The organism is Rubripirellula reticaptiva (assembly GCF_007860175.1).
Classification (GTDB): domain Bacteria; phylum Planctomycetota; class Planctomycetia; order Pirellulales; family Pirellulaceae; genus Rubripirellula; species Rubripirellula reticaptiva.
The window spans coordinates 1,749,333-1,772,518 of sequence record NZ_SJPX01000001.1 but is presented as its reverse complement, the minus strand read 5'-3'; the positions used below and the strand labels follow the sequence as shown (position 1 = coordinate 1,772,518).

Here is a 23,186-nt window from a genome sequence, read left to right as displayed (position 1 = left end):
GATTCCCTCCGGGCTTGAAAACGAGCTATTCTGCACATCCCACAAACTTCGCCAATGTCAGTCTTGACCGCAGGCTCTAGGTTGAAAGCTCCGTTCGGTCCCGAGCAGGACGGAGCAGGCGGAAGGGAGCCAAGAGGTTGTTCTTGACCGAAGTTCTCTTTCCAGTCGCCCGAATCAGTAGCACAGTCGCGTCGTCGTCCGACAAGTTACTTGGATTTTCTGCCCTGATCGCGTCATTAAGTGCGGGAATAAAACGATCGGGTTGGTCGGACTCAAGACCTCGAATGATGCTCAGCAGTCCGTCAGCGCCCAAAATATCGCCATTGGCGTCTACCGACTCGACAAACGCGTCGCTGAAAAGCAACACCAAGTCACCGTCTGAGAGCGTCAGGACAGTCTGCGTGTAACTTGCTTCATCGATCACACCGAGCGGAAAGTCGCTCAATTCACGGGCCTCCGATGGTTGGGAAATGGAAGTCCACTGCCCGTCCTGCTGCTGCAGACACAGAGGTTCGGGATGACCGGCGTTACAAAGGGTGAGTCGTCTTGTCGGAGAGAAAAAAGAACAGACCACCGCCGTGGCAAACTGATGGTTCGAAGCGAGTTCAGCAAACTGCTGGTTCATTTCAGCAACAAAACGCTTTTGCTGAATGATGTTGATATTTCGCCGCATCAGTTCCCGCAAACCTACTGCCAATTTAGATGCATCCACACCATGACCACTGACATCGGCAAGCAGAATTCGGGTGATTCTGCCTGATGCGCACGAAGAAATGTAATACACATCACCGCCACCGGGCGCTTGCTCGTGGGGCTGACTGTATATCCAAGCCTCTAGACCTGGTGTCGCTAGGTATCTATCGACCTGTCGGTTTCCACCCCACACCTCCATGCATTGCATGCGCTGATGAGATACTGACGAATCGGACGATTGCTGTGGCATAATCACCTCGTGCTTTGTTGTACCACAATCCCTGTCAGCGTATTGTCACGGCCACGGTGGACCGATCGGCGAGTGCCAACGAGGGTCGGCATGGCTCGCCCTTCTTCTGTCCCATACTTCCAGCGAGCTTCCTGACCTCGGATTTCTCAAATACAGTTTATTGGCATGCCAACCCCATTCCGCTGCTCTTTTTGTGTGGCGGTGATTGTGTGGCGGAAAACCGAATCGCCTTTTCGATCGCTGTCATCTTCGGTATTGGCCCCGACACTTCGATCACGCACGTTCTCCAGGTGCCCATGCCACGGCAATGAACCTGACGGGCAAGACCGATAGAAAGCGGTACAGTCGCTGTCAATTGCACATGCCGATGATTTTCATTTTCGACGCACGCAACCTTCTGATTGTCAAACTTAATGATTGGCGTCGTTCTGTTTTCTTGGTTTCTTGAATTCAATCAGCAATGATTCATGAACTACGTGATCCCGCGGATCCAACCTTCGAGGTCGGAAGTCTCGTATTCATCGCCTGCGAAGTCCCGCCGACGTCCCATGTTTGGATTAGCAAGCCAAGGGTGCAGCAAAAACCAACGTGAAACACCGTCGGGGTAAAACTCTTGTCAAACCAATCGTCCACGATCGAAAGTGGCGGTTTCCAATTCGACGCAACTAGCAGTTTCCGTAAAGTTCCAACAACGGATTTGGGGCTGTGCACCGGTGTACTTTTCCTTTCGTTTCACTCTCACACCGGTTTCATCGACGGAAGCGGTGAAACGTAAATTCAAGTTCACCGAATTCGGGTCGCTCGACGACGTATACTCTGCCAGGCGTAGGAACTAGAGACCGCTAAGGGACAACGAGTGTTGCTTGGCGATCCGCGATGCTCCGTATTGAACACATCAAAGGCGACCATGCTACGACTATTCTTGCTGCTTCTTCTATTCGCTCAGAGCGGACTGCTGTTTGCTGAGGAACCGGCGAAGGTGCGGAACGTTTTGTTTATCGTGTCGGACGACCTGAAGGCGAGCGTGCTGGGGTGTTATGGCGATCCACTGTGCAAGACGCCGAATATCGACGAGCTCGCCGCACGCAGCATGGTTTTCGACAAAACGTACTGCCAGGGGCTCGTGTGCGGGCCATCACGTCAGTCGTTCATGTTCAGCCGATACGTTGGGGCGAGCGGCAGCGGACCGAGCATGGCGGAACATTTCAAGAACAACGGTTGGTACACAGCGCGCGTCGGGAAGATCTACCACATGCGAGTGCCCGGCGACATCATCGCGGGGACCAACGGCGTCGATCACGCCGCGTCATGGACCGAACGCTTCAACGCGCCCGGTCGCGAAGCGCACACGCCGGGCCTCTACTCGCTGCTGAATCAGAACATCTTCACCACCGAGGAAGAGAACCGGCAGTCCACCGGCGATCCGCACCGCCCGTTTGTGACCGTGGAAAGCGAGGGAGACGGAACCGATCAGCCCGACTACAAAGCCGCGACCAAGGCGATCGAGCTGATGCGCGAGCACAAAGACAATCCGTTTTTTCTCGCGGTGGGTTTCGTTCGGCCGCACTACCCGATGGTCGCGCCGCCGAATTATTTCGAACCATATCCGATCGACAAAATTACCGCTCCGCAGACGCTGCCTGGCGATCACGACGATATCCCGAAGGCGGGGCTCGCACGTAGCACGTCACAGAAATCCGGCATCAGCAAGTATCCCGACAATGTGAAGCGGATGTGGGCGGGGTACTACGCGGCGGTCACGTTCATGGACGTGCAGGTCGGTCGGGTGTTGGGCGAGCTGGATCGGCTCGGCCTGCGGGATAACACAGTGGTCGTGTTCACGAGCGACCATGGCTACCACCTAGGCGAGCACGAATTCTGGCTGAAATCAAACGTGCACGAAGAAGTGACGCACGTGCCCTTGATCGTGTTCACGCCGGGCAGGAAGTCCGGTCGCGCCGTGACGTTTGCCGAGCTTGTCGACATCTATCCGACGGTTAGTGAGCTCGCCGGACTTTCGATACCCAGCGACATCGTCGGTCACAGCCTTGTCCCCGCGATTGCCGACCCCACCGCGATCCTACGCGACATCGCGTACTCCGGCGGGGGCAAGCAGCGGTCGCTGCGGAACGATCAATGGTCATACATGAACTACGGCAAGGATGGCGAAGAGCTTTACGACATGCAGGAAGACCCGGGACAGTTCACTAACTTGGCGAAGAACTCGAGGTACGCTGAGGTGCTCAATGGATTCCGCGAGAGGCTGTCGAAAATTCAGTGAGTTGCCATGCTGCGGGACAGTTCCCTAACGTTTTCACACCAACGCCTGTGGCGTGTCGACAACGTTGGCCATCGGCTTCGAGCGTGAACAGCATTCACGTTCCGGGGATTATGATGCTTGTGTTGAATGTTATGACCTGGATGGTGTTGCTGTCGATCACGGTGAAGCCAAGGTTAACGAAACACATATCGTTGTTGACTGCGTGAGTCAGTGCACCGCTGCGAACCCCAGCAATTCGCTGGATAGCGCCCATGTCCTCAACAGTGATCGTGAACGCTTCACTATTGTCAACGTTGGACGGCGAGTCGGTGATCACGATTCGATCGGCCAACGCAGCGTCACCTCGCGAATCGAGGCATCGATGAAGCAGATGTTGTCAGCCTTCAAAAAGTCTGGTTTTTGGCAAGTTTCGACCGAACGGAGAATGATGGAAACCGACGTTCGGTTGCTCAGCCAGTTTGACTGTTCGGCTTCGGGTGGAACGGCCGAGTACCAACGGTCCATTCGGATTCAATCGCGGTGTTGAGCATCCTGGACGCCGATGATGCCTTGCTTGTTTTTCGCCGAAGCCGTATTCGAGTCCGAACATTTGCGAAACGTCGCCGCTGAACGATGGCATGGAACAAGTATTCATGGTCCCTACAAAAAATCATAGACATTGATTTCTTGAAAGATTTCACGACTGTTGAATAAGACATGCACGAAGTGAGTTTTAGCGATGAACGTCAAGCGACCTATCGTGGTGATCCTGGGCACGGTCGCTAATTTCAGTCGCGATGATTGTGCTTTGGCGACGTGGTGATTTGCTTGTGTCGCCCTTGGCAGTGCCTAGCCAATGTTTGGTTCGGCAAGCGAACGGTGGCTTGGTATTCAGTCGCGCCCTGGCTCGTTTACAATCGCAGCGTAAGCCGGTTTGGGATAGTTGTTGGCGTCGAAGATCAAGGGATGCTGTCCGAAACGCCATGTACGGCGATCGTTGAGGCCCCAAAAGGTGACTCGCTCAATCACGTCTTTGTGCTTACTGAATATCGCGAATAGTTTTGCATATGCATCGGCTTGAGCGTTGAGGTCTTCTATCGAAGCTGGTTCGCGGCTACCAAAACGTCTTCGCCCAAAGCCACCGCCGAATTGACCACCGGAAGCTCCGCGAATCGTGACGTCAAGTTCGGTGATGCTGACCTTCAGACCCAGTGAAGCGTAGTCCGAGATCGCCTTGTCGATGTCTTCATAAGGCACGCGACCGGTCGTCCAATGCCCCTGAATTCCAACCGCGTGAATCGGTGCTCCGTCATCGAGCAATCGTTTCAACAAGACCATCGAACTGTCGTGCTTGGGTCCGGATTCGATGTTGTAGTCGTTGTAATAAAGGATTGCGTCGGGGTCAGCTTCGTGGGCAAACTTAAACGCCAGCGTCAGGAATTTCGGCCCCAGTGTTTGCAACCATTTTGAATCGCGGAGGTTCTCGGTTTGCCCGGTTTCTTCATTTCCAGCATCATTGATCGCTTCATTGACGACATCCCAGCTTTGGATTTCTCCTCGGTATCGACCAACCAGCGTGTGGATGTGATCTTTCATTCGCTGAGTCAAGACTTCTCGGTCGCCATCCCGAAAGAACCAATCACCGGTCTGCGCGTGCCAGACGAGCGTATGTCCGTGGACACTCATTTTGCTGTCGGTTGCCCATTGGACCAGCGCATCGGGAAGCTCGAATCGCCATGTCTTCTCGTCCGGGTGAACACGCTCAGGCTTCATGCAATTTTCCGGAGTGACGGCGTTGAAATGCTCCGACGCAAGCTGTAGCTCCTCGCTCGAGTACCGCGATGGAAAATCTCCGGCAGTGCCAACACGAAATAAATCTTTGTAAGCATCCTTGATGATGCGATCGAGATGAACTTTGACCACCGGCGCAGAAGACTGCGGTTCCGGTTTGGGAATGTCTCGAGTTGCACCCGATTCCTGACTGCCGAAGTCTCCGATTTTGCGAGTGAACATGATTCCTCTATCACTCAGCTTGCCGGTGTATTCGATGCGAAGCTCTCGCTCGCCAAACTTCCGCAGTTCCACAAACTTCAGCGTTTCACCGTCCAGCTTGGCTTCCTCGAACTCCACATCACGCATTTCATCAGCGGACTCGACGACCGCCTTAGCTGTCAGCTTGCCGTCCATGTCCTGGAAATCGAAATGGTACGTCTGAACTCCGGCCGGTGTGTCGAACATCGCATGCCATTGACCGTCGATCTCCTCTGCAGATACGGGTAAAGCAAAAATCAACAGCCCGACCACGCCGACGATGGCCAGCTTTCCGACATTTCTCATGAACACTTTCCTAGGTTGATGGCTTCTCGATCACTCAACGGTATTGGTGGAACGCCCGCCGGATCTGAATTCGGTGGACGCCTCAGCAGTTACTTGGCTGCAACCGCTTCTTTGCCGAGTAACGAAAGCATTTTCTCGCCATATCGGTGTCCGAACTTCCTTGAGCCGTCTGGATTGAAATGCAACTTGTCATCCGTCGTGCAGCCAGCTGATGAAATGACATGGGCATTCGGTATTATCTTCGGGAGTCCTGCCATGATTTCGTTCATGCCAGCGCATTGTCCTTGTTGGTCGGCATTCACCATTTCACCGGCAAGCAGTGACACTTCTTCGGGATTCAGATTCAAGTCTTTGATCAGGTTGTCATAGACGACACGGACCTTTTGAGGCCAGTTTTTGTCGCCGTAGTTGGACTCGCCCTGATGCAAAAGAATGCCCTTGATCACACCGTGCTTCTGCGCCACTTTTCCCATGTCCACCATGTATTGGTAAGGGTTGTCGCCGTAGCCTCGGACGATGTTCTTCATCCAGTCCCGTTCGTTCTCGATGTAAGATTGAAACGAGTCTTTGTCGAACAGTTCGATCTTGCAGCCGGGTACGGAAACTTTGATCACTCCGACTCGGACGTTTTGTGGAAGTCCCGCCACCAATGTCTTGCCAAAGCCGTCAACCATACAGATGCCTCGGCCACGTGCGGCAAGCGGTGGAACAGCATGGTACCAGTTGTTTTTCTCCCATCCGCGATCGGCATTGTCGAAATCCGCCATGAGTAGGAAACGTTCATCGACGTTGCGATCTTCATCATTCATGCTTCCGCCGCTTTCCATGTTGGACTGGCCAAAGCAGAGGTAGACGTGAAAATTCGGGTCCACTTCGCCCGCCATGGCGACGGGAAATTGCTTCATGTTGTTAGCTGACCCTTTTCCCTCGTTCGCTGTTGCATCTGCTTCCATTTGTGCATCAAGACTTACTCGCTTTGCAGTCGCTTCTTCGTTGGAGAACTCGCCTACCTTGCGTGTGAATGTGATGGAGTCGCCTGAGACCTTTCCGTTGAATTCAATGCGAATCTCGTTGCCGCCCAGGTTCAGTGGCTCCCAAAACGAGATCGTATCTCCATCGATTTTAACGTCGTGGAATTCGACTTGTCGCGTTCTCTCTTCAACTTTCACCTTGGCATTCGCTGTTGGATTTTGACCGCCACAATCGAACGTCATCATGTACTTTTGAAGACCGATTTGGGTGTCGAAGTCGACTTTCCACGCGCCGCTGAGTTTGCCGTCTGAGGCAAACAACAGTGGAGCAATCTGGCGTAAACTGCGACGCCAGGTTTGCCATTCGTGAGCCGTATCAGGTGAAACGTAATAGTGGCTATTGATGCCCGCGTCCTTGAGTGCCTTTGCATGCGCTTCGGGATCGCCGCCACGTCCTGGACGCCCTCCGCCGCCCACTTCCTTGCTGCCGTAACTGACAAAGACGAGCTTGTTGCTTTTCTTGAAACCTTTGGTGTTGTTGACGTCGTCCATGGTGATCGACCCGCCACTGAATAGACCGATGTGTGAAAACGTGTCGAGGTTTCGAAGCGTAATTGCCTTGGTTTCCATGCCGCCCATGGAAAGACCAGCCATGGCTCGGTTGGGTTGGTCGGTCAGCGTGCGGAAGTTGGAATCGACGTACGGGACCAACTCTTTGACAAGTACCGTTTCAAAATGGCTGATGTCGAAGCCACCGATTCCGCCCGGACGGACATCATTCGTCATGCCGTAGGTCATCACGATAATAAATGGCTTAGCCTTACCTTCGGCAAGCAGGTTGTCCATGATCAGGCCGGCGTGGCCCTGAACGCTCCAACCGTATTCGTTCTCGCCCCATCCATGTTGCAGATACAGAACCGGGTAACGCTTTTCCTGGTCGGCGTCATATCCCGGCGGAGTGTAAACGAAAGCTCGACGATCCGTTTGGGTGCTTTCCGAGTAGAAAAGGACTTCGCGAAGTTGTCCGTGAGGAACCTTTTTGACAGCGTAAAAGTCTCTGTCGTTCGCAGGAACTTCCACGGCACTACCCCACCGCATGGCACCGAAAAAGTATTTGCTGTTGGGGTCGGGAACTTCGGCTCCGTCGATCTTGATCGTGTAATAGTGGAAGCCTTCATCAAGCTTGCGCGTGTATCCCGTCCAAACTCCTTGATTATCCTTCACAAATTCGCTGCTGTCGCGGAAACTGCACGAAACACTTGTCGCTTCGGGTGCATTGACACGAAATCTGACGCGGCCTTCGGAGTTGACCTGAGGATACTCTTTGCCCTCCTGGTTGGTGACCGCCGGTTCCCAGTCATCCGCCGGTTCAGTGTCTTGCGCCAAACTAATCGAGACGAGCAGCAGCACACTGCACATCAGTGCGGGTAAGCGTAAAAACATAGGTCGTCTCTTGTAGCTGGAGAATTTGCGGGGAAGTTGGAACTTGCGGTTCTATTTGAAGAAGAGTTGCAGCGTTTCTGCGAGGTAATTTCGAGCGTTCATCCAAGTGTGTCCGCCGTCGGTCACGAGGCTCTGGTGTGGCACCTGTTTCGCGGTTCGTTGGCTTGCATCAAAAACTACTTGGATCGCTTTGCGGTGAACTCCTCTGTAGCGAATTCGCCCACCTTACGAGACAGTTGCATTTCATCGTCGACCAATGTGCCTGAGTAGCTGATCGGCAAATTGTTGCCTTGAAAGTTGAGGACCTCATCGAACGACACTTTGCCGTCTTCGACTTTCACATTGGATAGGCTGCTGTTGTGCTTCTCGCCGTTGAGCGTCATTTCGGCCGATCCGCCAACTTGCCCATCCTTGCTCTCGATCATGAACACCTAGGCTTGATCGCCGATTTGCGTGCTGACGGTACCGATCCAATTGCCAATCACCGCGTTGTCGAGTTTCGCGTTCTTCGCAGGCTTGTCCTGGAACACGCTTTGCGTGAACCAGTACAAACTGCTGCTCCAATGCTGAGGATCATGGCCGTGTCCGTCGACGTGCCAGACGTGGTCGATACCTTTCTGTTTTAGGAACTGATGGACGTTCTGACTGATTCGGATTAGCCCGTCCTTGTTGCCGCAAGAGATCCACAGCAGTTTGAGTTTGGCTTTTGCCGCGGCGACATCGGGAATCAGCTCTTCCGCTGGCATCGTGTTCGGTGCGGCAGAAAACGGCCCGACCCAGGCGAATGTGTCGAGGTTACCGAGTCCGAAGTTGAACGATTGGCCGCCGCCCATCGAGAGGCCAGCAATGGCACGCTTTTCTCGACTGGTATCGACCGAATACTTCGACTCGATCGCTGGAATCACGTCGTTGAGTAAGTCCTTCTCGAAGACCGCAAAGGCCGGTGCACTTGCCATCACGTTGCCTTCAGCTCGATCGTTCTTTTGTGCTCGTCCATTGGGCATTACCACGATCATGGGGACGGCTTTTCCATCGGCGATGAGGTTGTCGAGAATCAAATTCGGCGAAGAAAATCGTTGCCACTCGGTCTCGTCACCACCAATACCGTGCAACAGATAAAGCACTGGGTACTTCTTGTCGGTCGTGTAGCCTGGCGGTGTGTAGACATTCAGCTTGCGAGTCGTGCCAACGGTTTTTGATTCATACTCGATCATCTCAAGCTTGCCATGCGGTACATCTCGCTCAGACTTAAAGCCTTCCGGTGGTGCTGCGTACGCTGCGACATCATCGGGTCCAAGTTCGATCGGACCGCCAAAGCCGCCGCCGCGACGTCGGGGCGGCTGTGCCGCAGCCTGGGGCTTTTCGTCCATCGCAACCGTGTCGTCAGCTTCTTTGCCACCGGCAGACTCAACCGTAATGGCGAAGACGAGAGGTGTGGAGCGATTATCACCTTTGACCAACTCGATGCTTTTCAGAGGCTTGGCTGCGTCGATAGGAATCTTTAGATAACGGATTTGCTTTCCATTGGCATCGATCACAAACTTCGATTCTGGAACGTCCGTTTTCTCTTGATAGTTCGCGGTATGTTTGCCGTTGATCAGCTCGTGATCGACCGACGTTCCGTCTTCGTACTGGCACCGTACGACCAAACTTGCTGTCTCATCTTGGTTCATCGGGAATCCGAAAGCAGCTACACCTCCGAGAATATGAATCGCGGAAACGTTTCCTGAACAAGGAATCGTCACTTCGCTCGGCAGCGTGCTGGGGAATCGACCACGAGCAGTTTGCAAGACGACGATATTCGCTACTCGTCCATCCTGAGGGTCTTGCAATTCGAAGGGAACACCTTCGAATTCGACCGTTCCATAAGAATTAAGCTCAAACTTGTCGCCTGAATTTCCGCGGAATCCCGGCAATCCCTTCGGGCCACTGATCGTTGCCGCAGCAGCGAGAGACAGCGGTGTGTAGCGTCCACGATTGGCCAAGAATGTCAGCAGATCCGCCATTTCTTGTTTTGAAATCTGACCTTCAAAGCCTTCCGGCATCAACGACTTGGCAGAAGAGATCATTTGCTCAATATCTTCACGCAGCACTAGCTTTTCCTTGCCTTGCGTGTCGATCAGACGCAACGAATTCGCGGACTCACCAGCCAACATTCCGGTAAGCACTGCACCATCGACCGTCAAAATTTGGTAAGTGCGGAAGTTGTTCTCGACACTGCGATTAGGGTCGAGAACGTTGATCAGAATCTCTTCCTTGGGGTGCACAGCCATGCCGGTCAGGTTGGGTCCGATGGCAACCCCTAGTTCGCCGTGCTTGTGGCATAGCATGCAGTGCTTCTTGTACATTGCAATTCCGTTCTCAAGATTTCCGCTCAGTTCCGTGACTGGCATCCACTCATCCACCAGTGCTTGGCGATTCGACGCCACTGCAGCACCTTTCATCTCCATCAACTCTCTCGCCCGCTTCGCGATCTCTCGAGTCGGGTGATTCAACAAAGCTTGTCGCTGATCGAGTTGCAGTTCAGTGAACTGTGCCTTTCCGTCGGTGATTGCTTGAAGCAATTCCGTGGTCGTATCAGCACGAGCCAACAGCAATGTCAGTATTTCGCCTGTTAGTTTTGGACCAAGCGACCCGCGAATCGAAACCAGTTTTTCGGTCAGGCCTGGAACGCGAGCATCTCCAAGCGATGCAATTGCTTTTGCGCCGGTCTCGGGTGCAAGTTGTGGAGTGAGCAGCGTGTCGATTGCATCCAAGATGCGATCGCTTGCCGGGGCCAGCTTGATCGCTTGATCCCAAGCGGTCAGACGCGACGCAGTTTCCGCCTCGGTATCCAAAGCAGTCGCGAAAAGTTGATCCTGAATCGACGCAACCGCTTCGTCCAGATTCTTGATCCCCCACTTATCGGCAACTGCTAAAATCGCAGCCTTGCTTTCGACGCTCGTGTCGTTAGCAAGAAAACGCTCACGAAACCGTGTTTGAGCAGCGTCGGACAAGGTGACGGACAATTCTTTTGGCCAGCCTTTGGACAGACCTTCCCACAGCGAGATCGCCAGCGGTGCATCCGGCTCAATGGCCAAAAGCGATTCGATCTGACTTGCTGTTGGCTGCGAGCGAGCAAGGTGCTCGGACAAAATCGCGACTCGTGACGCCAAACCGCGGTTGCTGGATCGGCGGCTTGCGTTGATCAAGGCGACCAACATTTCGACAGGTTCGATTGCGGCAGCGGATGTCCAAGCGTCCATCAAAATTTCGTCGGATGCAATCGACTTCGCACCATCAACCATCGATGCCAAAGTTTCCCCCGACGCGGAACCGGCTCCATCAGCGATCCGCAACAAGGCGGATAGTTGCACGCGAGGATCTGCATCTCGCAAAACGCCGCTTTCGACGGCGAGCTTTACTTGATCATTTGCACAGTTGGCTATTGCTGCGTTGCGCACCGGGCTGGACAGATGCGTGAAACCTTTTTTGCACGCCATAGCGAGTGCAGCGTTTGCCTCGTTGCTGCCGCCTTGGGCCAAACCGGATAGTGTCCAGATCGCATGCATCGCAGCGGTGTTCAGACCGATCTCATCGGTTTGCTGATTGTCCACCAGAGCAACCAAGTCACTTAGTGTTGTCCGGTCAGTCGCATTCTGTTCAACAAGCAAACGCTGCGCGGTTCGACGCCAGAAAAAATTGTCGTTCTTGAGTGCTTTCACCAAGTCGGCACTAGACGCATCGGCCAGTTGCATTGCACGAGTTGGAGATTTTTCTTGCTTATAGAGCAAGCGATAGATACGACCAAAGCGTTTATCGCGCAGGTCGCTTTCGTAAGCCGCACCCTTACCAGTCTGAAAACCATTGGGCGTCGGATTGTGTTGGATGATGTAGTTGTACCAATCGAGCACCCAAACATTTCCGTCGGGGCCAACTTCGGACATGATTGGCGCAGCCCAATCGTCGATACTGGCGACGACGTTGAACACATTATTGCTTCGATATCCGGCACCATCCTTTTCAAGCACGAACCCGCCAACGATATGGCCGGTTGGCTCGCAAACCATTTGCACTTTGTTCCACCACGCGGCCGGGTAGTTCCGCGCTGTGTAAATTGCTCCGCCAGCCGCTGCGGTATAGCCGCCGTGATAATCTACTTGGCGAATTTTTTGGTCGAGGGCATTGAACTTGTCCGTCGGCGAAATCTTCTGCAGTGTGCTGGGCGACCAGCCAGCGACTTGGTCGAAATAGTGATTGGGAATAGGCATATGGACGCTTGGGCAGCCGTTTGCCGTTGATCCGAACACATAACCTTCTTCACTAAACCCAAGCCCCCAAGTGTTATTGTTGGTCGCTCGCATGAACTCCAACGCGTCCACTCGGATCGTGTCGTCGTTGAAATCACCGGAAGCGTGGTCGGCAGGTAAGCCGGATTGCTTATCGAGTGCGTACGCGGGAGCCGTTCTGTCTGCTGCACCGCTTCCAACTTTGAATCGCCAGAATCCCTGACGGAATCTCATTTGAGCTTGACCATTGATGATCGGCTCGGAGTTGTTGTACCCCTGCATGCCCCAAATCCAATTGTCGGGACCGTACTGAAAATTACTCACGCCACCGTGCGTGTCACCCATCGCCCAGCCGGTGATCAATTCTTGACGGAAATCGGCAACATCGTCGCCGTCAACATCTTTGAGGTAAATCGTTGTCGCACCGTTCTGCACAATCACACCGCCGCGATAACAGACCAGCGTTGAAGGGATACTCAGGTGATGGGCAAAGACCGTGAACTTATCAGCTTGCCCATCGTTATCCGTGTCTTCGCAAATTCGAATGCGGTCGCGACCTCGACCAGGAGACGCTTGCAGTTCATTCGGATAATCAACTGTTTCGCAGACCCATAATCGACCGCGTTCATCCCAGTTCATCGCGATCGGCTTGCCTGTCAAGCCAGCAAACTTCTCAGTCGCTTGAGAGTCATCGGGCCAATTCTTACTTGATTCTTCGGCCCACAACGACAGGTGAAAATCGTTGGGAACGGAGTAGGACTCGATCGACTGGTTAGCGGGAACCGGCTCCTGCATCAGCGTCAACGGAGCCTGTTGCGTTCCCCAACTTGCGCCCGGCGTGTAATTGGGAATTTTGGCCCCGACATCCTTAAACGCAAAACTTGTTTCATCCTTTGTCGGCGGCGTCATCAGAGGTCTTGCAAACGGACGATTCGCTTGAGCGACAGCATCGGCATGCGACTGGGCAGAGACTCGCTGGGAATTCGCAAGACCAACGAACAGAACGATCGTGGTTAAGGTGAATTTATAAATCGACTTCATCATCAAATTGTCCAATGCAAGCAGCGTTTCGAAACCGAACCAACGTTTCGCGGCGAACAAATGTTCGCTCGGCAAGACGCTTGCGGTGTGACTGTAGTGGTAACAAGTTAGGTCGCACACGAGAAACGACCCGGCAGTGAATATGACTCTAATGCCAAACGGCACGCGCGGCCCATGAAAAATTTCGAAAACATGCATACGTATTTCACTTGCAGGCAAAACAGGACAAAACCACGTATTCGTGCGTACACGCATTAAAAAATTGCTGACAATTGTTTGCTGCTCGCACCAGATCCCGGTCGACCAACCAGTTAAACTTTTGAAGACGCTGCGCTGCGAGCCAGAATCTTTGCCGAGTACACTGCCGTGCATTTGAAGCATGCAGCACTCGAGACTGAAGATCAAACCAGTCGGTGTTCTGCCAGAAAAATCGATTCGATTTGCAATGCGGCGACTTTTTATGTTCGCACAGCAGCGAACGATGCATCCTCGCGAAGTTGAGCACGGAATATATGCAAAAATCAGATTGGCCAGAGACATGATTGACACTCACCGAGATCTTCCTTTGGCGTTGCGTGCGGCATACCTAGCGTTACACCGGAGAACAGACGCACGATTTGCAGAGCACCAGGTTACCGCTGACCAGTTTGTCCTATTGGCGGCGCTCGCGAATGGGGAAGCACTCACCCAACGCGAATTGTCGGATCAAATTTCGTCGGATCCCAGCACGGTTCGAGCGATGTTGGTTCTTTTGGAAGCAAATGGTTTTGTCAAACGAGAAAGCCACCCTTCGGACGCTAGGGCGAAGACCGTCAAACTGACGGCCGCAGGCAAACGAATGAACAAGAAGTTGTGGAAGGCTGGCCAGCCCATTCGCGATGACATGTGCGGTTGTATGTCTGCAAAGGAAGCAGAGATGCTGTTAGCTCTGCTGCGAAATTTGACTTGCGCGATCAACGATGAAGCGACGCTTGTGTAAATTGGACAAAGTTTCATTGGGCGAAGCGTGTGCTGTCTTTCCGTTATTCACATCGGTAAAAATCGACATGGCAAATGTACTAGTTCTCTATCACTCCAACACACAGAACACCATGCGAATGGCAGAATTGGTCGCTGAAGGTGCAAGTCAACTTGAAGGCGTTGATGTGCGTTTGAAAAGCACTGACCAAGCCGATCATACTGACCTCGACTGGTGTGACGGCATCGCACTCGGCTCTCCCACCAACTATGGGTCGGTGAGTTGGCAGATGAAACGGTGGTGGGACGAGCAGCCAATCGAGAATTGGGGGAAGCGAGATGGAAAAATCGGTTGTGTTTTCTCGTCTGCGGGTGCTTGGGGCGGTGGCCAGGAATGGACCTGCATGGCGCTGATGTCGATCTTGATCAACTACGGCTTTCTCATCTTTGGACTGACGGACTATTCCGGCATTAAGTTTTCGGCCCATTATGGAGCGATCTCAGCGGGCATTCCAGAGGAAGATCGGGTCCAAGAAGCTTGCAGGCGACTCGGACGGCGACTTTCCGAATGGACTGCGTGTATGATTGACGGTCGGAAAGACGCCCACCCACTCAATCAGACTTACGAACGATTCAAAGACTTGGGCAAATAACGGGAGCTTCACTCTCCCAATAGTTTTCTTTCTAATTCCTTCCCCGATCTCCCAGTAGAGGATTCAAAATGACTTCGAAACGCAAATTCAACCGGCGTGACTTTATTCAGGCAACCAGCGCGGCGACCGCGACTGGGTTCTTTATGGGAACTAGCGCCGTCAGTCGTGGTCAAGACTCACCAAACGAGCGACCTGTCTTCGCCACTATTGGACTGCGAAACCAGGGTTGGACCATCACGAGCAAGTCAACCAAGTTCGCGGACTTCGCCGCCTTTGCTGACCTCGACGAAACGGTGCTTGGTGAGAACCTGGCAAAGCTAAAAGAAAGGACCGGCCAAACGGCTGACGGGTACGCCGACTACCGCAAGGTCCTGGACCGTGACGACATCGATGCGGTCATGATTGCAGCACCCGATCACTGGCACACCAAGATCTCGGTCGAAGCAATGCTGGCCGGTAAAGACGTCTACTGTGAAAAGCCTTTGACGCTGACGATCGACGAGGGCAAGTTGATCGAGAAAGTTGTCAAGCAAACTGGTCGCGTCTTCCAGGTCGGAACGATGCAACGGACCGAGTGCGATCATCGGTTCCTCAAAGCAATTGCGTTGATCCGTGACGGCCGGATCGGCGAGATCCGCAAGGTGACTTGTGGAATCAACGGTGCTACCGGTTCGCCAGTCATTCCGGCGATCGATGTTCCTAAGGGTCTCGACTGGGACACATGGCTCGGCCCAGCCCCGAAGGTTCCCTACCGTGCCTTGCCCGAAATGCGTGAAGGCTACGGTGGCGGCGTGCCACTTTATACCAATTGTCATTACGCTTGGCGTAATTGGTACGAGTATTCCGGTGGCCAAATGAACGACTGGGGTGCGCACCATGTTGACATCGCGACATGGGCGCTCGGCGCGGATGCTACTGGTCCGAACAAGGTCACGCCGGTCAGCTTTTCGTTGCCTGTGGATTACAAAGATGGTTATCCAACCGTCAGCGATCAGTACAATTCGCCGACCAAGTTTGAAATTCATGCGAACATGCCCGGCGACATTCCACTGGTCATCACCAGCGAGGGTGACAACGGCATTTTGTTCGAAGGAACCAAAGGTCGTTTCTTCGTCAACCGCGGCAAACTGACCGGCAAACCGGTCGAGGATTTGGAAACCAATCCGTTGCCCGAGGGCGCAGTCGAAGCAGTCTACGGCGGCCCTGTCAGTGAAAACCACACCGCCAACTGGATCGCTGCGATGAATTCCCGCGAGCAACCGATCTCGGATGTTTGGTCGCACAACCGCATGCTCGAGACTTGCCACTTGGCAAACATCGCAATCCGCTTAGGCCGCGAACTAAAATGGGATCCGACCAAGCGTGAAATCATCGGTGATGATCAAGCCAACGCGTTCTTATCTCGCGAAAGCCGCAAGGGCTTCGAGATCAGCATGTAATTCTAGCCTCGACGCTAGGCATTAAAATCTGGACAAGATCCGGCGGGCGACTAACGCAGTGTCGTTCCGCCGGATGGTTCATTGAATCCTCTCCCACAGATCCGTCCGCGAAACACTACCGGTAACCGATTTCAGCCTACTCCTTCGCTAATGCTGGGTCGAAAGTTGGTTACAACAGGGCTTCGAAAACGCAACGCCAAATTGCGTGATACGGTCATCCATGCTTGGAACTGTATCCGATTTGGCCAGCGAAACACTTCTGCAACCACCGACCAGGCTGGTTAAACGGTCGCCTTCAATTTTTTCACGCCGACCGAGCTTCCGCGATTCTCGCACCAAGCACACAACTCGTGCCCAGCAAGCCTAGCCCAAGACAAGAGGCACGGCGTTTGCGTCGCGTCGGGGTAACGACCGGAACCCTGCGCATCCGCTCTCGTTGCAGCCTCAAATATCTAAGTGTCCGCATCTCTGGAGTCTTCACCATGTTTGGTTTCCGACCTTCTCGCCTGCTCGATCTTCAATCCGACCGCAAAAATGCTCGCAAGCAAGGCAGTGGTCGACGATCGACCAGCGGCAGGTCGCAGATCCGCCAATTGCTTGGCGAGCCTCTCGAGCACCGGCGAGTTTTGGCGGCTTACCTGGTCAACACGGCCGACGATATCGTTGCTGAAGACGGCATGGTGAGTTTACGTGAAGCGGTTCAGGCGGCCAACACAAATGCGGTGGTAAACGCCGACACGGTTGCAGGCGATACGGGCCCCGGGATCACCGACACAATCACCTTCGCCGACGGACTTTCAGCAATCACGCTTGGAAGCGAACTAACGATCAGCGATTCTCTCAGCATTTCGCTAGGCACGGCGACAGCTCAATCAATTAGCGGCGACGGCGCCTCTCGCATTTTTTCAATTGATGCCGGCAATGACGCAAGCGTGGTAACAACGGTGTCGGTCGAAGGCTTAACCCTTAGCGACGGTGTCGCCGAACGTGGGGGAGCCATCTTTGTTTCATCAGGCCAGTCTCTATTGCTCGACTCAGTCACGTTGGCGAATAACACGGCAACAGGCAGCGGCTCCGGCGCAGGCGGTGGTGCGTTGTTTAACGATGGCGGTTCTGTCACGATTGTTGATTCAACCATTAGCGGCAACTCGGCTGCGGTTTCATCGAGTGTCTCGTTGACAGGTGCGCAAGAAAATCCGCCAGTAACAACTTCGGCGACCGGCGATGCGACGTTTATCTATGATCCCGCTGGCAATACGTTTTCGATTGACCTTTTTGTTACAGGCGTTGAAGTCGAAAATGACGAGGATGAAGTTCCTCAGGTGACGGGAGCTCATCTGCATGTCGGTGATGCTGGCGTCAACGGAGGTGTGATCGTCAATTTAAATGCGTCGAACTTTGTCACCGAAGCGGGTGGCATCCGGCTGCGTTTGACCGACGCTGATTTCCCAACCGAGAACATTGATGACCTGGCCGCCGGTGGGATCTATATCAATGTTCATTCAACTGACAATCCATCGGGCGAGGTACGCGGGCAGTTAGTTTTCCCGATGACGATGGGCAGCGGTGGTGGACTGTTCAACGCAGGCGGGGCACTGACGATCACGGACAGCACGATCGACGGCAATATCGCCAGCCGCGCCGGTGGCGGGATCGAATCAGCAGGTGGCACGTTGACGATGTCGGGCGTTACGCTTTCGAACAACATCGCTGGTCCAGTAGGTTTTGCCACGCCGGGAAATGGCGGCGGGCTGCACATCAGCGGCGATGGCAACGCGGTGATCAACGGCGGAACGGTCAGTGGGAACATCGCTGCTCGCGAGGGCGGCGGCTTGTGGAACAGCGTTGGCACGATGACAGTCGACGGCACCACGATTGTGAATAACGTCGCATCCGGTGACGCAGCTGACGATGGTGGCGGCGGAATTTTCAACAATGGCGGCACGCTCACGGTTAGCGACGCAATCATCACCGCCAATGCAGCCGATGGCACACTCGGTAGCGGCGGTGGTATTTTTTCGACCGACGGTAACGTAACGATTGACTCAACACGCATTGGGGGACCAGTCGCCGCGGATGGCAACTTAGCAAATCGTGCTGGTGGCGGCGTGGAAGTCGTCGATGGCAACCTGACGCTAAACCTTGGCACCGACGTCTCATTCAATACCGCCGGAATCAATGGCGGCGGTTTGCATTCCACTGGCGCAGCAATCGTAACGTCGAACATGGTAATTTTTGGCAGCAACACGGCAGCCAGCGAAGGCGGTGGCTTATGGAACTCGGCAACCGGAACCTTGAGCATCAATGGCGGATCGATCACGTCGAATGTCGCCAGCGGTAATAATGCCGCTAATGGTGGCGGTGGACTGTTCAATAACGGCGGCGACTTGCAAATCTCCGGTGCGACGATCGACGGTAACGTCGCTGATGGATCGTCGGGCAGCGGCGGTGGTATCCTGAACCTGGGTGGATCTCTGACGGTCATTAATACAGCGATCACCGACAACACTGCCAACCGCGCGGGCGGTGGAATCGAAGTTACTGATGGATCGGCGACGACGTTAACCAACGTGAGTTTGGATGGCAACAACGCCGGAGTCAGTCCCGCGATCGCCGCACCGGGCAACGGTGGTGGGCTGCACGTCAGTGGTGGCGGAACGGTTAGCGTGATTGGCGGTACCGTCAACAACAATATTGCGGCTTCCGAAGGCGGCGGACTGTGGAACGGCAGCGGCACGATGACGGTCAGCGGCACAATGCTCTCCGGCAACACGGCTAGCGGCATCGACAACGATAATGGCGGAGCAGCCCTGTTCAACAACGGCGGCACGTTACGGGTTAGCGACGCCAACATCGCCGACAACATCGCTGATGGTGTTCGCGGTGGCGGTGGCGGCGTGATGAACGTTGCAATGGGCGTGCTAGACATCACCGGTACATCGATCACTGGTAACTCTGCGGCCGGCACAATGATGGGCGACGGCGGCGGAGCGGTCCTGAACATTGATGGCAGCGTCACGATTAGTGACAGCACCCTATCCGGCAACGCCGCGACAGGAACCGCGGGCAGTGGCGGCGCGATTTTGACCCGAGCCGGGTCGCTGACGGTCACCGATACAATCATCAGTGGCAACACGGCCAACCGTGCCGGCGGTGGAATCGAGGTCGGTCGAGCTACGGTCATGCTGAATAACATCACGTTGGGAGGTGACGAAGCCGCGGACGGCAATTCGGTCGCAGAAGACGCCAGTCCTGGCAACGGTGGCGGGTTGCACGTCACCTTCGATTCGGACATCACAATCATCGGCGGCAGCGTTAGCAACAACCGAGCGATTGAGGGCGGTGGGCTATGGAATTCGGCGACCGGCTTGATGACGATCGACGGAACCATGATCGCGAGCAACACAGCGGTTCGCGGTGGCGGCATCTACAATCAAGAAGCCGACCCGATGGCCGATCAAACGTTCGCACTCACCTTTGTCCCGCTGAACGATTCCGGTGTCTCGGGCGTCGGAAATGTCACGGTATCGTCACCGACCGAAACGACTCGAACGGTTCGCGTGGTCATTGACGCCGAAGGGTTACAAGATCTGACCGGCATTCCTGGCGCAGTGCACGTCGCTCACATCCACGGACAATTCGCTGGAAACGCGACTCGGCCTGTCTTGGAACAAGGCGACGGACCATTCTTTGACGGAGCAGGTGGATTGGCCAATGGTTCGTCACCTGTATCGTCGGTCCTACCAACATTAGCGGCAGACGACGGACGTACTATCGAGGACGGGTTCCTGGACTTCTTGGAAGGTCGCCCTCAGTACGGCCCCGTAGTGTTGAATCTGACTTCGACGCAACTGCGCGATGCCGACGGTGGATCGAATCCACCAGATGGAACACCGCCGCTGATGCATTTTTTAAACTTGTTGACGGCTGGAGAGATCGACGCTGCCGCCTTATTCCCGAACGGGACGGAATTCAACCTCGATACGACTTATACGTTCGATTTGACTAATGCGGATGAAGCTCGCCAGTTCAGCAATTTGTCGCCTTTGGGACTTCGCGAAGTCGTTCTGCACGGCAAGACGATTGCAACCGACATTTCCGATGTAATTGATGTCGCCGCAATGGGCACCGCGCCCGCTGGCATCGATCTCGGCGACGGCATGTCGTTTCGCGTGACTGCTCCCGTTGCTGCGGCCACAATCGATACGATCGGAGGTTCTGTCAGAATTTCCAACGCGAACATTGTTGATAACCTAGCCACAGGCGACGAAGCCAGTGACGGCGGGGGGGGCATTCACAACTCGGGTAACGTGACGCTTTCGAATTCCACGGTCACCGATAATGTCGCCAATGGAATATCGGGCAGCGGTGGTGGCGTTTGGAACGCTAGCCTTTTCAAAGCTGAAGACACCTTTATCAGCGGCAACATGGCCAACCGTGCCGGCGGCGGAATCGAAGCCACCGCAGGGTCGTCGACGACGCTGACCGACGTGAACCTGGATGGCAACAACGTTGGCGTTAGCCCTGCAGTCGCAGCACCAGGCAACGGTGGTGGACTGCACATCACAGGCAACGGAAACGCAACCATCACGGGCGGCACGGTCAACAACAACGTGGCTGCGTCCGAAGGTGGCGGACTGTGGAACGGCAGCGGCGTGATGACCGTGACTGGTGTCACGATCGACGGAAACACCGCGTCCGGCAATGACGCTGACAATGGTGGCGGTGGCCTTTTCAATGTCGGCGGAACGGTACTGATTGATTCCTCGATGATCACGAACAATATCGCTGATGGCAGTTCCGGCAGCGGCGGCGGCGTTCTCAACGCCGGTACTATGACGATCACGAATTCAACCATTACCAGTAACAACGCCAATCGAGCCGGCGGCGGTATCGAAGCAATTGCAGGATCCACCACTACCATCCGCGGCGGAACTCTTAGCAACAACATCGCCGGACCGACTAGTTCTGCGGCACCGGGCAATGGTGGCGGCCTGCATATCACGGGCGACGGTGTGGCCGCTTTGAGCGAAGCCACAGTCGATCGCAACAGCGCAGCCAATGAAGGTGGCGGGTTGTGGAACAGTGCGGCGGGCATGTTATCCGTGAACCGGTCCACAATCTCGAACAATGCCTCGGGCGACGGCGGCGGCATCTTCAACGATGGTGCGGCCGGCGACGTGACAGTCATTAACTCGACAATCGCAGGCAATACGGCAACAGCCTCGGGTGGTGCCATCGCTAGCGAAGGTGCGGCGGTCGAGTTGACCAGCGTGACAATTGCAGATAACACGGCGGCGACCGGTGGCGGAATCAGTACCATCGGGGGAACCGTCGCGGTAACTAATTCAATCGTATCACGAAACACAGCCACAACCGACAACGATGTCTTTGGTGCTTTGGTGGATACCGGCAGCAACTTGATCGGTGTATCGGCTGGACTGAGCACGCTGGCCGATAACGGCGGGCCGACTCAAACAATTGCGTTGCTCGCCGGCAGCCCCGCACTTGGCGCCGGTGTCGCCGCCGGTCTAGCAACCGACCAACGCGGCATCGCTCGACCGCAAGGATCAGGCGTCGACATAGGCGCTTTCGAGTCCGACTTGTCCGCACCAACAGCGACACTTTCCATCACCTCAACCGATGCAGATAAAAACGAAGGCGACGCCGGAACGACTACGTTCACGTTCACCGTCTCGCGAAGCGATGACGTCGACGCTAGCACTTCTGTCGACTTTGCCGTCGTCGGCAGTGGCGCCGACCCAGCCGATGCGGCCGATTTTGGCGGATCGCTGCCGTCGGGAACCATCATCTTTGCTGCCGGCGAAACGTCCAAGACGATTACGATCGACGTCATGGGTGACAACCTGATTGAGCAAGACGAAACGTTCACCGTAACGCTGTCCAACGCAACGAATCCAACCACAATCGCAACCGCGACTGCAATCGCCACGATCCAGGATGACGACTTTGCCGTGCGAGAAACACGGATATTCGTGCCGACGTTAGTGACCCGGCCGCATGTGATTCCCGGCGACAGCATTCCGACTGCAATCATTTTCCAAGCCATCTCCGATACGGTCGTTACGGTCACGCCAATCGGATCAGCTTCTGTCGGCGAGAACATTCGTATTCTCGATGGCAATACCAATCCAATTGGCACGTTTACTGGCGGGATCACCACGGCAACAGTCACGGCAGGTGGGCTTTATGCAGTCATTTTCGAACCGCAAACAACCAACCGCATCTACTCGATCGAATCCTCGGCTGGCTTCAGCACTCTCTCCAGCTCTCCGCCGACCAATATCTTCGAACCAACCGACACCAACGCGAACGGCGAAACGACATCACTCGACGCGTTGCTTGTCATCAACAATCTGCGAAGCGTGTCACCGACAGGTGCGGAAGGCGAACAAATTATCTCGTCTAGCATGACCTTCTTGGATGTGAATCGCGACGGTCGCGTGTCGGCAATTGATGCTTTGCGCGTGATCAATCACCTAAGCCGGCAACGCCGACCGATTAGCAACACCGCCGATGAAAGGGGACAAGATTTTCTCGCACTATCGCTGCCGTCTTCATCAACCCGCGACCATGAAGAAACCAATGACGCGGCGGTGGCCACACTTTTCGACGGCGAACAAACGATGCTTCATAGCCAATTCTTCGCGGCCGATCCAGTCGACGCCGTCGCCAACTCTGGACCGTCCATCGAGTCCAGCGCCGCCGATGCGGCGTTTGACGAGCTACAATTCGACAGCGATGGTCTCAATCTCCAAATCGAGTTACTCACCCCAGCTGTCTGATCAACTGCCAGACGCCTGTCCCGCGACCACGTGGTCAAGCATTACACGATCCGTCGACACTGGTTGAA

The 23,186-nt window shown here is 54.7% G+C and carries 12 protein-coding genes; 5 read left to right on the top strand and 7 right to left on the bottom strand.

The window, feature by feature from the left end; translation table 11 throughout:
• Positions 1–76: 76 nt before the first annotated feature.
• The gene (locus Poly59_RS06320; RefSeq protein WP_146533139.1) at positions 77–943 is read right to left on the bottom strand and encodes a PP2C family protein-serine/threonine phosphatase; all 867 of its coding nucleotides are present in this window, start codon (positions 941–943) and stop codon (positions 77–79) included.
• Positions 944–1,865: 922 nt separating this feature from the next.
• On the opposite strand from Poly59_RS06320, the gene Poly59_RS06315 reads away from it, so the two are divergent.
• A complete protein-coding gene (locus Poly59_RS06315) occupies positions 1,866–3,224 on the top strand; it encodes a sulfatase (protein WP_222436042.1) in 1,359 nt (452 codons plus the stop codon).
• A gap of 94 nt (positions 3,225–3,318) precedes the next feature.
• Here the strand turns inward: Poly59_RS06315 and Poly59_RS06310 are convergent, their stop codons facing one another.
• The 6 genes from Poly59_RS06310 to Poly59_RS06285 form a co-directional block, all read right to left on the bottom strand.
• A complete protein-coding gene (locus Poly59_RS06310) occupies positions 3,319–3,555 on the bottom strand; it encodes a hypothetical protein (RefSeq protein WP_146533138.1) in 237 nt (78 codons plus the stop codon).
• Positions 3,537–3,728: a hypothetical protein gene (locus tag Poly59_RS06305; RefSeq protein ID WP_146533137.1), complete on the bottom strand. Its 192-nt coding sequence runs from the start codon at positions 3,726–3,728 to the stop codon at positions 3,537–3,539. The genes Poly59_RS06310 and Poly59_RS06305 overlap by 19 nt, the downstream gene beginning before the upstream one ends.
• A 366-nt stretch (positions 3,729–4,094) precedes the next feature.
• The gene (locus Poly59_RS06300) at positions 4,095–5,540 is read right to left on the bottom strand and encodes an endo-1,4-beta-xylanase (RefSeq protein ID WP_146533136.1); all 1,446 of its coding nucleotides are present in this window, start codon (positions 5,538–5,540) and stop codon (positions 4,095–4,097) included.
• Between the two features lie 89 nt (positions 5,541–5,629).
• Positions 5,630–7,954, bottom strand: coding sequence for a sialate O-acetylesterase (locus Poly59_RS06295; protein WP_146533135.1), 2,325 nt, complete (start codon positions 7,952–7,954; stop codon positions 5,630–5,632).
• A 176-nt stretch (positions 7,955–8,130) separates the two neighbouring features.
• Positions 8,131–8,379, bottom strand: a complete 249-nt coding sequence (locus Poly59_RS30070; RefSeq protein WP_186776042.1) for a hypothetical protein — start codon at positions 8,377–8,379, stop codon at positions 8,131–8,133.
• 6 nt (positions 8,380–8,385) lie between these two features.
• Entirely contained in the window at positions 8,386–13,131 is a 4,746-nt protein-coding gene (locus Poly59_RS06285; RefSeq protein ID WP_456238989.1) for a PVC-type heme-binding CxxCH protein, read from the bottom strand.
• 670 nt (positions 13,132–13,801) lie between these two features.
• Here Poly59_RS06285 and Poly59_RS06280 point away from each other — a divergent pair.
• The 4 genes from Poly59_RS06280 to Poly59_RS06265 all read left to right on the top strand — a co-directional run bounded on the left by Poly59_RS06280 (position 13,802) and on the right by Poly59_RS06265 (position 23,118).
• The gene (locus Poly59_RS06280; protein ID WP_146533294.1) at positions 13,802–14,242 is read left to right on the top strand and encodes a MarR family winged helix-turn-helix transcriptional regulator; all 441 of its coding nucleotides are present in this window, start codon (positions 13,802–13,804) and stop codon (positions 14,240–14,242) included.
• Positions 14,243–14,309: 67 nt separating this feature from the next.
• Complete coding sequence (locus Poly59_RS06275) at positions 14,310–14,873, top strand: flavodoxin family protein (protein WP_146533134.1); 564 nt, start codon at positions 14,310–14,312, stop codon at positions 14,871–14,873.
• A 68-nt stretch (positions 14,874–14,941) separates the two neighbouring features.
• The gene (locus tag Poly59_RS06270; protein WP_146533133.1) at positions 14,942–16,312 is read left to right on the top strand and encodes a Gfo/Idh/MocA family protein; all 1,371 of its coding nucleotides are present in this window, start codon (positions 14,942–14,944) and stop codon (positions 16,310–16,312) included.
• 482 nt (positions 16,313–16,794) lie between these two features.
• Complete coding sequence (locus Poly59_RS06265) at positions 16,795–23,118, top strand: CHRD domain-containing protein (protein WP_146533132.1); 6,324 nt, start codon at positions 16,795–16,797, stop codon at positions 23,116–23,118.
• Positions 23,119–23,186 lie beyond the last annotated feature (68 nt).

What these genes read in the sequence shown, in the direction of transcription:
- Poly59_RS06320 (WP_146533139.1), bottom strand. Translation starts at nt 943, where the DNA reads ATGCCACAGCAATCGTCCGATTCGTCAGTATCTCATCAGCGCATGCAA.
- Poly59_RS06305 (WP_146533137.1), bottom strand. Translation starts at nt 3,728, where the DNA reads ATGGACCGTTGGTACTCGGCCGTTCCACCCGAAGCCGAACAGTCAAAC.
- Poly59_RS06300 (WP_146533136.1), bottom strand. Translation starts at nt 5,540, where the DNA reads ATGAGAAATGTCGGAAAGCTGGCCATCGTCGGCGTGGTCGGGCTGTTG.
- Poly59_RS06295 (WP_146533135.1), bottom strand. Translation starts at nt 7,954, where the DNA reads ATGTTTTTACGCTTACCCGCACTGATGTGCAGTGTGCTGCTGCTCGTC.
- Poly59_RS30070 (WP_186776042.1), bottom strand. Translation starts at nt 8,379, where the DNA reads ATGATCGAGAGCAAGGATGGGCAAGTTGGCGGATCGGCCGAAATGACG.
- Poly59_RS06285 (WP_456238989.1), bottom strand. Translation starts at nt 13,131, where the DNA reads ATGACGCCGCCGACAAAGGATGAAACAAGTTTTGCGTTTAAGGATGTC.
- Poly59_RS06280 (WP_146533294.1), top strand. Translation starts at nt 13,802, where the DNA reads ATGATTGACACTCACCGAGATCTTCCTTTGGCGTTGCGTGCGGCATAC.
- Poly59_RS06275 (WP_146533134.1), top strand. Translation starts at nt 14,310, where the DNA reads ATGGCAAATGTACTAGTTCTCTATCACTCCAACACACAGAACACCATG.
- Poly59_RS06270 (WP_146533133.1), top strand. Translation starts at nt 14,942, where the DNA reads ATGACTTCGAAACGCAAATTCAACCGGCGTGACTTTATTCAGGCAACC.
- Poly59_RS06265 (WP_146533132.1), top strand. Translation starts at nt 16,795, where the DNA reads ATGTTTGGTTTCCGACCTTCTCGCCTGCTCGATCTTCAATCCGACCGC.